At 72.3% G+C, this 12,975-nt stretch carries 10 protein-coding genes; 4 read left to right on the top strand and 6 right to left on the bottom strand.

The window, feature by feature from the left end:
* Window positions 1-15: 15 nt before the first annotated feature.
* From AB0Q96_RS31720 to AB0Q96_RS31700, 5 genes are all read right to left on the bottom strand, one after another.
* Window positions 16-939, bottom strand: coding sequence for a dihydrodipicolinate synthase family protein (locus AB0Q96_RS31720; protein WP_365331511.1), 924 nt, complete (start codon window positions 937-939; stop codon window positions 16-18).
* A 74-nt stretch (window positions 940-1,013) separates the two neighbouring features.
* Window positions 1,014-2,408 (bottom strand): FAD-dependent oxidoreductase, encoded by a 1,395-nt coding sequence (locus AB0Q96_RS31715; protein WP_365331509.1) that lies wholly within the window; start codon window positions 2,406-2,408, stop codon window positions 1,014-1,016.
* Window positions 2,389-2,700: a (2Fe-2S)-binding protein gene (locus tag AB0Q96_RS31710; RefSeq protein WP_365331507.1), complete on the bottom strand. Its 312-nt coding sequence runs from the start codon at window positions 2,698-2,700 to the stop codon at window positions 2,389-2,391. The genes AB0Q96_RS31715 and AB0Q96_RS31710 overlap by 20 nt, the downstream gene beginning before the upstream one ends.
* Before the next feature lie 25 nt (window positions 2,701-2,725).
* On the bottom strand, window positions 2,726-3,880 hold the full coding sequence (locus tag AB0Q96_RS31705) for an FAD-dependent oxidoreductase (RefSeq protein ID WP_365331505.1): 1,155 nt from the start codon (window positions 3,878-3,880) through the stop codon (window positions 2,726-2,728).
* Between the two features lie 70 nt (window positions 3,881-3,950).
* A complete protein-coding gene (locus tag AB0Q96_RS31700) occupies window positions 3,951-6,320 on the bottom strand; it encodes a collagenase (RefSeq protein WP_365331503.1) in 2,370 nt (789 codons plus the stop codon).
* A 311-nt stretch (window positions 6,321-6,631) separates the two neighbouring features.
* Here AB0Q96_RS31700 and AB0Q96_RS31695 point away from each other — a divergent pair, with 311 nt between their 5' ends.
* Together AB0Q96_RS31695 and AB0Q96_RS31690 are read left to right on the top strand one after the other, a co-directional pair.
* Window positions 6,632-7,225, top strand: coding sequence for a TetR/AcrR family transcriptional regulator (locus tag AB0Q96_RS31695; RefSeq protein ID WP_365331501.1), 594 nt, complete (start codon window positions 6,632-6,634; stop codon window positions 7,223-7,225).
* Window positions 7,226-7,369: 144 nt separating this feature from the next.
* Window positions 7,370-9,436, top strand: a complete 2,067-nt coding sequence (locus tag AB0Q96_RS31690) for a discoidin domain-containing protein (protein WP_365331499.1) — start codon at window positions 7,370-7,372, stop codon at window positions 9,434-9,436.
* Between the two features lie 78 nt (window positions 9,437-9,514).
* Here the strand turns inward: AB0Q96_RS31690 and AB0Q96_RS31685 are convergent, their stop codons facing one another.
* Entirely contained in the window at window positions 9,515-10,795 is a 1,281-nt protein-coding gene (locus tag AB0Q96_RS31685; RefSeq protein ID WP_365331497.1) for a YncE family protein, read from the bottom strand.
* A 308-nt stretch (window positions 10,796-11,103) separates the two neighbouring features.
* Here AB0Q96_RS31685 and AB0Q96_RS31680 point away from each other — a divergent pair, with 308 nt between their 5' ends.
* A complete protein-coding gene (locus tag AB0Q96_RS31680) occupies window positions 11,104-12,252 on the top strand; it encodes a hypothetical protein (protein ID WP_365331495.1) in 1,149 nt (382 codons plus the stop codon).
* Window positions 12,240-12,878, top strand: a complete 639-nt coding sequence (locus tag AB0Q96_RS31675) for a response regulator transcription factor (protein ID WP_365331493.1) — start codon at window positions 12,240-12,242, stop codon at window positions 12,876-12,878. The genes AB0Q96_RS31680 and AB0Q96_RS31675 overlap by 13 nt, the downstream gene beginning before the upstream one ends.
* The last annotated feature ends 97 nt before the right edge of the window (window positions 12,879-12,975 follow it).

The following is a 12,975-nucleotide window of genomic DNA, read 5'->3' as shown; positions in this document are numbered from 1 at the left end:
CGGTACGGCGGGCTGTCAGTGGTGGCCGTCGGCCAGGGCCTTCTCCGTGGCGGAGCGGACGGACGCCAGCGTCTCACCCGTGAGCGGGTGGCGCGGCGGACGGGTGACGCCGCCGGGGCGGCCGGCCAGGTCCATCGACAGCTTGATGGCCTGGACGAACTCGGTCTTGGAGTCCCAGCGGAGCAGCGAGTGCAGGGACTTGTAGAGCGGCAGCGCGGTGGTGAGGTCGCCCGCGACGGCGGCGTGGTAGAGCCCGGAGCAGGAGGCCGGGAACGCGTTCGGGTAGCCGGCGATCCAGCCGACGGCGCCGGCCAGGGCCAGCTCCAGGAGCACGTCGTCCGCGCCGATCAGCAGGTCGAGCTCGGGGGCCAGTTCGGCGATCTCGTACGCGCGGCGCACGTCCCCGCTGAACTCCTTGACGGCGACGATGTTCCCGTCGGCGTGCAGCCGGGCGAGCAGGCGCGGGGTCAGGTCGACCTTGGTGTCGATCGGGTTGTTGTAGGCGACGATCGGCAGTCCGGCCTTCGCCACGTCCGCGTAGTGGCCGCGGACGGCCTCCTCGTCGGCGCGGAAGGCGTTCGGGGGCAGCAGCAGGACGGATCCGGCGCCGGCCTCGGCGGCCTGCTCGGCCCAGCGGCGGGACTCGGCGCTGCCGTAGGCGGCGACGCCCGGCATCACCCTGGCGCCGTCGCCGGCGGCCTCGACGGCGGTGCGGACGACGCGGGCCCGCTCCTCGTCGGTCAGCGTCTGGTACTCGCCCAGCGAGCCGTTGGGGACCACGCCGTCACAGCCGTTGTCGATGAGCCAGCGGACGTGGTCCGCGTAGGCGTCGTAGTCGACGGAGCGGTCCTCGCGCAGGGGCAGGGTGGTGGCGACCATGATGCCGCGCCAGGGGCGGGCGGGGGTCCAGGTGCCGGTGGTGGTGGTGCTGTCAGACATGGAAGGTCTCCTTTGTAGTGTGTGACATTTTACTGAGTGGTGTGGGGTGGCCACAAGAGGGCCGCCGCACGAGATCAGGCGTCGTCCGCGGGGAGTTCGGCCAGATGCCGGAGCGGGACCGGGCAGGCGAGCGGCCGGCGGTCCGGGGTCGCGCCCGCGCCGCAGAGCGCCGCCACGGCCGGGCCGCACATCCGGCCCTGGCACCAGCCCATGCCGGCCCGGGTCAGCAGCTTGACCGTACGGGGGTCACGGGCGCCCAGCTCGTCGACCGCCTCCCGGATGTGGCCCGCGCCCACCTCCTCGCAGCGGCACACGTCCGTGTCCTCCCGGAGCCAGGACGTCCAGCCCTCGCCGGGGCGGTGCGCGGCGCCCATCGCGTCCGCGAAGGCGCGCAGCCGGTTCCGGGTGCGGCGGGCGCGCGCCGCGGCCTCGCTCCGCGGTGCCCGGCCGAGGCTCACCGCGATCGCGTGGGCGGCCAGCTCGCCTTCGGTCAGGGCCAGTTGGGCACCGCCGATGCCGCCCGTCTCGCCCGCCGCCCAGATGCCGGGGACCGAGGTGCGCTGGTCCGCGGAGAGGGCCAGCGCGATGGTGCCGTCGGTCGCCGTCCTGGTGGCGCAGCCCAGACTGGTGGCCAGGGACAGTTCGGGGACCAGGCCGTGGCCGACCGCCAGCGCGTCGCACGGGATCCGGCGGCCGGTGCCCGGGACGGGGCGCCAGTCGCGGTCCAGCCGGGCGACCGTCACGGCCTCGACCCGGTCCGTGCCGTGCGCCTCGATCACGGCGTGCCGGGTGAGCGGGCGCACGTGGTGCCGGGCCAGGGCGGCGCCGTAGCGGGCGCCCTCGATGAGCTTCGCCGGGTTGCGCAGCAGCGTGCCGGTGCTGCGGGCGTACCCGCTGTACGCGGCGGCCTCCACGACCACGGGGACCCGGGCGCCGGCCGCGGCGAGGGTGGCCGCGACCGCGAGGAGCAGCGGGCCGCTGCCCGCCACGACGACCCGCCGGCCGGGCAGCACCAGGCCGCCCTTCAGCATCGCCTGGGCCCCGCCGGCTCCGACCACGCCGGGCAGGGTCCAGCCGGGGAAGGGGAGCTGGCGCTCGTACGCGCCGGTGGCGAGCAGCACGGCGCGGGCGTGGACGGTGGTGGGCGTCTCGTCGCTCCGGCGGGCGTGCAGGGTCCAGCCCTCGCCGTTCGGCAGGACCGCCCAGACGTGGGACTCCGGGTGGTGGTCGATCCGGCCGGCCGCGCGCAGGCGCTCCTCGCGGGAGGCGAAGGCGTCCCAGTCGTGGTGCAGGGCCTGCGGGCGCTCGGCGCCCAGCTCGGGGGCGGGGCTGCGGTAGTACTGGCCGCCGGGGCGTCGGCCCGCGTCCAGGAGGACCACGGACAGGCCCAGGTCGGCGGCGGTCACGGCGGCGGCGAGTCCCGCGGGGCCCGCGCCGACGATCGCGAGATCAGCAGCCGAGTTCGGCACGTCCGGTTCCTTCCTGGGTGGTGATCGTGTCGCCCGGGTTCGCCGGGACCAGGCAGGCGCGCTGGTTGGGGCGCCCGTTGAGGGTGACCAGGCAGTCGAAGCACTGGCCGATCCCGCAGAAGGCGCCTCGCGGCGCCCCGTTCTCGCGGGTGGTGCGCCAGGCCAGGATGCCCGCGGCCCAGAGGACCGCGGCGATGGACTGGCCGGACTGTACGGGGAGTTCGCGTCCGTCGAAGGTGACGGTGTGCGTGGCGGCGGGCGTGCCGCCCACCAGGTCGCGCGGGGTGGTCATCGGGGTGCTCCGTGGGTGGGTCGCCTCATGCCTCTGTCTCCTCGCCGAAGTCCCGGTCCGGGCGGAACGGGGCCGGGTCCATGGGCGGCTCCGTGCCGGCGAGCCGGGCCGCGACGATCGCGCCCGTTCCGGGGGCCAGACCGATGCCCGCGCCCTCGTGGCCGCACGCGTGGTGCAGGCCCGGGACCCTGGGGTCGGCGCCGACGGCGGGCAGGTGGTCGGGGAGGTAGGGGCGGAAGCCGTGGTAGACCCGCTGGACGTCCACCTCCGCCAGGATCGGGAAGAGCCCCTGGGCCTGGGCCGCCAGGCGGCGCAGGGCCTCCGTGGACAGCGAGCGGTCGAAGCCCACGCGTTCCCGGGTGGCGCCGATCAGGACCGGGCCCGAGGGGGTGCCCTCGACGACCGCGGAGGACTGGAGGGAGGCGGAGTCGCTCGCCACGTCGGCCACGTAGTCGGCCGCGTAGACCTTGTGGCGGACCACGCGGGGCAGCGGCTCGGTGACGAGGACGAAGCCCCGGCGGGGCAGCACGGGCAGGTGCGTGCCCGCGAGCCGGGCGATCTCGCCGCCCCAGGTGCCCGCGGCGTTCACCACGGCGGGGGCGAGGAGTTCACGGCGCGGGGTGCGGACGCCGCGGACCGCTCCGGTGGCGTCGGTGAGGATCTCCGTCACCTGTTCGCCCAGGTACACCTCGGCTCCCGAGGCCGCCAGGAGGCGGGCGGCCGCCTTGGCGGGCTGGACCTGGGCGTCCTGCGGGTAGTGGAAGGCGCCGGCCAGGCCGGGGGCCAGATGGGGTTCGAGGTCGTGGAGCCGGTCGGCGGTCACCTCGGTGTTCTCGACGCCGGCGGCCCGCTGGCCCTCCGCGTAGGCGCGGAGGGCCTTCAGGGTGGCCTCGTCGGGCGCCACGACGAGACCGCCCTTGGGCTCGTACTCGGTATCCGGCAGTTCGCCGGCCAGCTCACGCCAGAGTCTTGTGGACAGCAGCGCGAGGTCGAGCTCGGGACCCGCCTCCTTGTCGGAGACGAGCAGGTTTCCTTCCCCGGCACCGGTGGTGCCGCCCGCGACGGGGCCGCGGTCGACGACGGCGACGGAGAGGCCGGAGCGGGCCGCGTAGAAGGCGCAGGCGGCTCCGACGACGCCGGCACCGATGATCACGGCATCCAGGGAGTGTCTCTTGGGCACGACAGTAATATGTCACATTCTTTAGACGGTGCCCAGGCCCCTGAGGGCCTGGGCACGGATCGATGGATCTTTAGCTGCGGAGCGGGCCCTCGCAGCTGAAGCTGGAGGTGCCCGCGACCCGGGAGGACCAGATGTCCACCGGACCGAAGGAGCAGTTCATGTCGGCCAGGTTGTTCGAGGCCGCGCCGGCGCGGTCGAGGATGAAGTAGTCGACCGTCTCGGACATGTCCTTGAAGATCTGGTCCGCGTTGTTGGCGTCCTTCAGGTTGGCGGTGATCCGGCCCGTACAGACGAAGCGCTTCTTGCCGGGGTCGCCGTTCTCCACGCAGTCGGGGTTGTTGTAGGTGGCCGTGGAGAACGCGGAGCGGACCGCGGCGGCCGTGGTGTCGCGCAGCTGTCCGTTGGGCGTGAAGGTGGTGTTCGGCACGTACAGCTTGTCGACCTGGGCGATCTGGGTGTCCAGGAAGCGGTCGTACGCGGCCTGGAGGCCCGGGTCGGAGCCCATCCGGTTGCGCCAGGAGTCGTAGCCGGCCACGTCGTTGGCGCGCAGGCTGGTGTACATCTCGCGCAGCAGGGTCGGGCGCTCGGTCCACAGGAACTCGAAGAAGGTGCCCGCGTAGTTGTAGAAGCGGAAGCCGTCGCCGTCGTACGTGGCGTGCAGGAGCTGGTTGACGCTCATCCGCGGGCCGCCGCCGGCGGTGTCGTTGATGATGCCCTGCACCAGGGACTTGCGCACGGCGATGCCGTTGTCGCGGGTGGCGCCGTCGAAGAACTCCGCGGTGCCCTCGTCCATGGCGGTGGTGCGGTCGTTCTGGTACCAGGGGCCCTGGCCGAAGGTGCCGGGGACGGCCCAGCGGCCGTTGAGGTAGTGGGTGTACTCGTGCCGGAAGAGCTCTTCCAGGGTGAGGCTGGAGTCCTGCGGGACGCGGCGCTGGTAGGTGTAGAAGGTGGCGCCGTTCTCGATGTAGACACCGCCGTTGGCGGTGCCGTAGCCGGTCAGGACCGGGTGGTAGACCTCGTAGTCGAAGCGCGAGGCATAGAGCACGATGTTGAGGGAGCTGTTGGTGTCGCCCGCGAGCGGCTGGTCGGTGCCGAGCACGCGGTGGAACTGCGACTTGACCTGCTTGCTCGCGTAGTACAGCTGGTCGACGGTGGCCCGGTCCAGGGCGGTGCGGACCTTGATGCCGCCGTTGTCGTACGTGTACGTGTTGGGGAAGAGCTTCTTCTCGATGTCGGACTTGCAGACACCGTACGGCGCGCAGACGTTGTAGAAGTTCATCCAGGAGACGACCGACCCCCACTGCACGCTGAGGCCGAAGGTGGACGTGACGGTGCCGAACACGGTGCCGAGGTCGGCGCCGATGGCGTCCTTCAGACCGTCGATCTGGCCGAAGCGGCCGTACTCGCTGAGCGCGTCGCGGACCACCCAGGCGTTGGTCGTGCCCTTGAGGTGGCTGTAGCCGGCGAAGGCCCTGAAGGCGGCGCGGTAGGCGGGGTCCGCCTTCGCGGCGGCGTGGAAGGCGGCGTCCTGGTTGCCCGGGTAGATGCCCAGGTAGTTGGTGGAGAGGCCGGCGAGGGTGGCGCCCGCCCAGTCGGCGTCCTTGTTGGTCGCGGTGTGCGAGGGGTCCATGGTGGCCAGGACCCGGCTGATCAGGCCGATCTGGTGCTGGCGCAGGCCGGGGCCGCTGCCCGCGTAGAGGGCCTCGCGCAGGGTGCGGGCGTTGGTGGGGGTGGCGTCGAAGCTGCGGGCGGCGTTGCCGAAGTCGGCTATCGCGCGGCGCATGGCGTCGACGGTGGGGGCGTCGGTCACATCGATCTCGGAGCGCGCGAAGTCGTGGTATACGACCGCGTGGAGGTACGTGAACATCTCCTCCAGGTTCGAGGAGTTGGTGCCGTCGTGCGTGGCGGAGAGCGCCGAGATGCGGCGGGAGACCGCCTGGACGTGCGCGTCGGACATGACGGGGGCCAGCCGGGAGTCCCACCTCCAGATCAGGCCGCGCAGGCAGACGTCGGCCGTGACGGCCTTGTCAGCGAGGAAGTCCGCGAACCGCTCCGGGGAGAGACCGGTGATGCCGTCGAGGGTGCAGGGGACGCCGGACGCGAGGGTGGGGGCCTCGGCGCCGCGGGCGGCGGCCGACTGCTTCGCCGCCTTCGCGGTGCTCTTCGCGGCGCCCGGGACACGGGCCTCGGGGCCGCCGCCCGGGGCGGGGGCCGGGGCGGCCTTGCCCGGCTTCGCGTCGGCGAGGTGGTCGACCTCGTCGAAGGGGTTGGTGCCGGTGGCCGGTCCGGCGGCGAACGCGGCGGGCACGGCCTGCGCGGCGGGCGCGGCCGAAGTGCGCTCGGGGGCCACCTGGCCGACCGCCTGGCCGGCGGAGGCGACGAGGGTCACCGCGACTGCGGTGGCAAGGAGGGTGGAACGCACGGCTTTGTGCTGGTTCACCTGGGGACTCCAAGTCGGTACGGAAACGTGGGGGCACACGGCTGGAAAGTCCCTGGCTCACGCAGGACTTGACGGAGTACCGTCACCGTGTGAGCTGTAACATAGTAATGTGAAATTGCACTGACAACCCCTGTGCACCTGTGAGTTCCCCTCGGTTCACGAAAGTGTGGATGGAGCCCCGGTCGTCCGACGCCCGGAGCGGCCTGTTCCTCTTCGAGTCACCGCCTCCCGCGCCCCCTGGTGGCGCGCCTGGGATCCCGGGCGCTGCGGTTACCCTGTCGGCCCCGGTGGAGCCGATACGAGGAGGAACCATGGCGCGGATGCCGTCGGCGGAACGGCGCCGGCAGCTGGTCGAGGCGGCGGTACGGGCGATGGCCAGAGACGGCGTCGCCCGGACGACGACCCGGTCGATCTGCGCCGAGGCGGGCGTCTCGCTGAGCGTCTTCCACTACTGCTTCGAGTCCAAGCAGGCCCTCCTGGAGGCGGCGATCGAGTCGATCACCGACACCTACGTCGCCCATGTGATGGCGAAGGTCGAGCCGAGGGCGACCCTGCACGAGACGGTCCGGGGCGCGCTCGGCACGTACTGGGACCATGTGACGGCCCACCCGGCCGAGCACATGCTCACGTACGAGCTCACCCAGCACGCCCTGCGCGAGGAGGGGTTCGAGCATCTGGCGCGGGCCCAGTACGAGCAGTACGTGGCCTCGGGGACCACGTTGCTCGAACAGGTCTGCGCGGTCTGCGAGGTCGAGCCGCGGGTCCCGATGGGCCTGCTCGCGCACCTGCTCGCGGCGATGATCGACGGGCTGACGTTGCAGTACCTGGTGCTGGGCGACGTGCGGACCGCCGCGGCGCTGCTCGACGCGACGGCGGACCAGCTGGTGACCCTGATCGGGGGCTGACGGATCATCAACAGGTCATTTGACCCGGACTCTTGACTCACTCGGCGATCCTCGCGATCCTCGGGCCCAGTCGCTGTTACCGCAAGAAACACCCGGCGGCGCTCCAGCCCGGCACCACCCCCATGACCGAAGGCATCGCTGACCATGAATCGACCAACAACGCGTAGGAGGGGCGGGCGGTTCGCCCTCGTCTCGCTCTTCATAGCCCTGGCCACCGTCGTCTTCGGTGCGGGGCCGGTCCCCGCGGCCGACGCCGGTTCGTGGTGGGAACCCACCGCGCGGCCCGCCCCCGACTCCCAGATCAACGTCACGGGCACGCCCTTCAAGGGCACCGACGCCCAGGGCAAGGTGCGCGGCTTCATCGACGCGCACAACCACCTGATGTCCAACGAGGGCTTCGGCGGCCGCATGATCTGCGGCCAGACCTTCTCCGAGGCGGGCGTCGCCGACGCGCTCAAGGACTGTCCAGAGCACTACCCGGACGGCTCCGGCGCCCTGTTCGAGCACCTCACCGGCGGTGACAACGGCAAGCACGACCCGGTCGGCTGGCCCACCTTCAAGGACTGGCCCGCCAACAACTCGCTGAGCCACCAGCAGAACTACTACGCGTGGGTCGAGCGGGCCTGGCGCGGCGGCCAGCGGGTGCTCGTCAACGACCTGGTCACCAACGGGCTGATCTGCTCGCTGCTGCCCCGTGACCGCGGCTGCGACGAGATGGACGCGATCCGTCTGGAGGCCCGCAAGACCTACGAGATGCAGGCCTACATCGACAAGATGTACGGCGGCCCCGGCAAGGGCTGGTTCCGCATCGTGCTGGACTCCGCGCAGGCCCGCTCGGTGATCGAGCAGGGCAAGCTGGCGGTCGTGCTCGGCGTGGAGACCTCGGAGCCCTTCGGCTGCAAGCAGATCCTCGACGTCGCCCAGTGCGGCAAGGCGGACATCGACAAGGGGCTCGAAGAGCTCTACGGGCTCGGCGTGCGCAGCATGTTCCTCTGCCACAAGTTCGACAACGCCCTGTGCGGGGTGCGCTTCGACAGCGGCACCACGGGCGTGGCGGTGAACATCGGCCAGTTCCTGTCCACCGGCACCTTCTGGACCACCGAGCAGTGCGCGGGTCCGCAGCAGGACAACCCGATCGGCCTGGTGGCACCCCCCGCGATGGCCGAGAAGCTGCCGGCCGGGGTGAGCGTCCCCTCGTACGCCTCGGACGCCAAGTGCAACACCCGCGGTCTGACCAGGCTCGGTGAGTACGCCCTGAAGGGCATGATGCAGCGCGGCATGATGCTGGAGCTCGACCACATGAGCGTCAAGGCGGCCGGTCGCGCGCTGGACATGCTGGAGGCCGAGGAGTACCCGGGCGTCATCTCCAGCCACAGCTGGATGGACCTGGACTGGACCGAGCGGGTCTACCGCCTCGGCGGTTTCGTCGCCGAGTACATGCACAACGCCCAGGGCTTCATCGGCGAGGCCGCGCAGAAGGCGGCGCTGCGCAAGAAGTACGGCGTCGGCCTCGGCTACGGCACCGACATGAACGGCGTCGGCGGCTGGCCGGGCCCGGTCGGCGCGGACGCCCCGAACGCGGTGAAGTACCCCTTCCGCAGCTTCGACGGCGGTTCGGTCATCGACCGGCAGGTCACCGGGGAGCGCACCTGGGACCTCAACACCGACGGCGCCGCGCACAACGGTCTGGTGCCGGACTGGGTCGAGCAGATCCGGCTCACCCCGGGCGGCCCCGGCGTGGTCGACGAGCTGTCGCACGGCGCCGAGACGTACCTGACCACCTGGAAGGCGACCGAGAAGCACGAGCTCGGCGTCAACCTGGCGGCGGGCCGGCCGGCCTCGGCCTCCACCACCCAGTGGTGGAACCCGTTCGTGGACCACTCGCCCGGTCTCTCCGTCGACGGTGACACCGGCACCCGCTGGGCCAGCGAGTGGTCGGACGACCAGTGGCTCCAGGTGGACCTGGGCGAGGTGCGCCGGGTCGGCCGGGTCACCCTCGACTGGGAGACCGCCTACGCCCGCGGCTACCGGATCGAGCTGTCCGAGGACGGCACGAACTGGAAGAGCGCGTGGTCCACGGACGCCGGTGACGGCGGCTACGACACGGCGGAGTTCGACTCGCAGCCGGCGCGGTACGTGCGGGTCCACGGGGTCACCCGGGGCACCCAGTGGGGCTACTCGCTCTACGAGCTGGCGGTCAGCCGGTCCTAGACCGGGAGCGTGCGGCAACGGAAGGGCCCGCCGGATCAGATCCGGCGGGCCCTTCCCGTCGTCCGCGTCCCGCGGGCCTCAGCGGGCGGCGGGGCCGGTCCAGTCGGCGGGGACGCGGGCGAGCCGGACCCGCTGGGGGTGGTCGCCGACGGCCACGGTGGCCACCCGCCGCCCGGTGGCGAAGTCGATGGCGGTGACCCGGTCGGCGCCGCTCTCGGAGATCACGCAGGACCTGCCGTCGCCGCTCACGGTCGCCCAGTACGGCTTGCTGGCCTCGACGAGGGGGCCCTCCTGGAGGGTGGCCCGGTCCACGACGGTCGCGTAGTCGTCCATCGTCCCGGCCACGCACAGCTTGCTGCCGTCGGGGCTGATCGAAAGACCGTGGTGGCGCGAGTCGTTGACCCAGGTGGTGCGGTCCGGGTCGGTGGCCGGGTTGGTCGGCAGCACCTTGGCGCGGGTGATGCGGTCGGTGGCGAGGTCGTACTCCAGGAAGCCGTTGTAGAAGGAGACCTGGAAGTACAGCTTCTTCTCGTCGGGGGTGAAGACGAGCGGCCGTACGGCGTCGGAGAGGTCCCCGCGTCCGAAGGCGTCCAGGCGCTCGCGCATGTCGATGACGCGTACGGTCCTGAACGTGGCCGCGTCGACGACGGTGATCTTGCGGTCGCCCTTGGTCCAGTCGAGCCAGGGGGCGTCGAGGGCGGTGGTGACCTCGCCGATGGACATGTTCCACAGCAGGCCGTCCGAGGTGAAGACGTTCTCGTGGGGCTTGTCGCCGGTGGTGAAGGAGCCGACCTGGCGGCCGGTGGCGATGTCGAGGACGTGCACGGTGTTGGCGGTGGAGGCGGAGACCGCGACCCGGGTGCCGTCGGGCGAGACGGCCATGTGGTCGGAGCGGTAACCGGCCACCGGGAAGCGCCAGTTGATCTTCCCGGTGCGCAGGTCGAGGGAGACGACGTCGGCGAAGCTGGGCCGCGAGACCACCATGGCGGAGCCGTCGGGGGTGGCGTACATGTCGTCGACGAACTGGTCGTGCCCCTCGCCCGGGCCGCTGCGCACCCCGAGGAAGTAGGCCAGCTTAACCGGATTGAGGTGGATCTCGCGCAGCCGCTCCTCGCGGTCCGGGATCACGTTCACCCGGCCGACCCGCGCGAAGTCGCCACGGGAGGCGATGACATCGGCGGTGCCGTCCCAGTTGTTCCCGACGAACATGACCTCGCGCAGCGCCTCCGCGCTCCGCTGCTCCGGCGGTGCCGCGGCGCCGGTGCCGCCGACGGCCGCGAGGAGGGCGAGCGCCGCGGCGAGGGCCGTACCGAAACGGCCACGGGCGTGGCGGGAACGGGGTGGGCGAAGGGTGGACATGGGGTTCCTTCTTCCGGGCGGAGGGGGGGGACAGTGGGGCTTACCCGAGGTAACCATGGCCACACCACACCCAACAAGCCCTGGGAGAACCCCTGTTACCAATGAGTAGTGCCGTGCTCCGGGGCCCTCGCACAGCACCCGCACACCGCCTTCACACCGTCCACAAAACGGCTGGCAGACGCCCTGTCGGCCGGATCCCACTCAGGCAGAATGCGGGGCGAAGACGACGGTTCGCGGGCGGGGAGGGCGTGGTCTTGCAGGTGGGATCCTTGGCGATGGAGCGATTACGGGCGTTACGGCAGTCGGCCGTGGCGGGATCCGGACTCCAACGCGCGCAGTCCTTTCTCATTCTGGCCACGCTCCTCTACCGGGCGAGCCATCTCACGGTCGGCGTCCTCGCGGTCTCCCAGCACCGGCAGGGCCACCCCGTGCAGTACCTGGGGCTCGCCGCCGCCCTCGGGCTGAGCCTCCTGCTGTTCGGGGCGGCGCTCACCCGCGGCTGGTTCGACCTCCGCCACGTCTGGGCGGACGTGCTGGTCACCGGATGCCTCCTGCCCTTCGCGCTGTACGCGTGGGGCGGCGTGCGGGAGACCCCCGCCCTCGGCTGGGCCATGCTGCTCGGCGGGTCGGCCAGCGGCGTCGTGTCCGTCGCCCTCCCCCGGCTCCAGGCCCTCGCGGCGCTCGCCCTGCTCGTCGTCACCCACCTGATCGGCTACCACCTGGTGGGCGCCAGCCGCGCCGTCCTCGGCGGGCACGTCAACTCGCTACTCTCCTCCGCCGTGATGACCTGGGTCTTCTGGTGGTACCTGCGCCGGCAGGGACGCATGCTCGACGCGGCCAACGCCCGCGCGCTCGCCGCCGAGACCCAGAAGGCGCGGTACGCGGAGCGCCTCCAGCACCACCGGGCCCTGCACGACACCGTTCTCGCCACCCTCACCACCCTCGCGGCCGGCGGCATCGACGCCAACGCCCCCGCGGTGCGGGAGCGGTGCGCGAAGGAGGCCGCGTACCTGCGCCGGCTGATCCAGCAGACCGCCGACGAGGAACCGCACCCCGAGATGGGCGCCGCCCTCGAAGAGGCCGTCAGCTCCGCCGAGAGCCTGCGGCTGCGGGTCACCGCCCAGTACCACGAACTGCCCCCGGTGCCGCCCGAGGTCGCCGCCGCGTTCGCCGACGCCACCCGCGAGGCGCTCAACAACGTGCGCCGGCACGCCGGCACCGGCCACGCCTACCTCACCGCGACCGGCTACGCCGGGGACCCCGACGGGGACGGCGGGCCCGGCGGAGCCGTCGTCACCGTCGTCGACCGGGGCCCCGGCTTCGACCCGGACCGCGCGGTGCCCGGCCTCGGACTGCGCCGCTCGGTGCGCGAGCGGATGGCGGAGGTCGGCGGCCTCGCCACCGTCGACACGGCGCCCGGCGAGGGAGTGCGGGTGGAGCTGAGATGGCCCGCGTGATCACCGTCGGCGTGGTCGACGACGACCGGATGCTGCTCGACGGCATGCGCTCCTGGCTTGGCCGGGTGCCCGAGCTGCGGGTGGTGGGCGTGGCGGCGACCGTCGGGGAACTGCTCGCCGCCCTGCCCGGCCCGCCCGACCTCGTCCTCCTGGACCTGCTGCTCCGGGACGGCTCCGCGCCCGCCGACAACATCCGCCGGGTGCTGCGCTCCGGCAGCCGGGTGCTGGTCATCAGCACCGTCCCGGACCGCCCCCGGGTCATCGAGGCGGTACGGGCGGGCGCCGACGGCTACCTCACCAAGGACAACGACCTGCCGACGCTCGTCGCCGCGATCCGGGACGTGGTGGCCGGGCACGGCGCCCACTCCCCCGAGCTGGCCTTCGCCTGCGCGTACGACACCAGCCCCGAAAGACCCCGGCTCTCCCCCAGAGAACGTCAGATTCTGCTCGATTACGCCTCCGGGATGACCCTCAAGTCGGCCGCGCGCCGGGCCGGGATCACCGTGCACACCGCCAAGGACTACCTGGACCGGGTCAAGGCCAAGTACCAGCAGGCGGGCCGTCCGGCGTACACGAAGATCGACCTCGCCGTACGGGTCCGCGAGGACCGCATCGAGGGGGTCTGACCACGTACGGAGCCCCCGCAAGCCCCCCAAACGGACGGCTGCAGGGGGCAGCGCCCCCTTCCTATCGTCATGCCCGGCGCACGCGGTCATCGTCGCG

This window comes from Streptomyces sp. NPDC093111 (assembly GCF_040683955.1).
In the GTDB taxonomy this organism is placed as follows: Bacteria; Actinomycetota; Actinomycetes; order Streptomycetales; family Streptomycetaceae; genus Streptomyces.
Note: the sequence above shows the minus strand (reverse complement) of the source record. Positions and strands in the feature narration are given on the sequence as shown.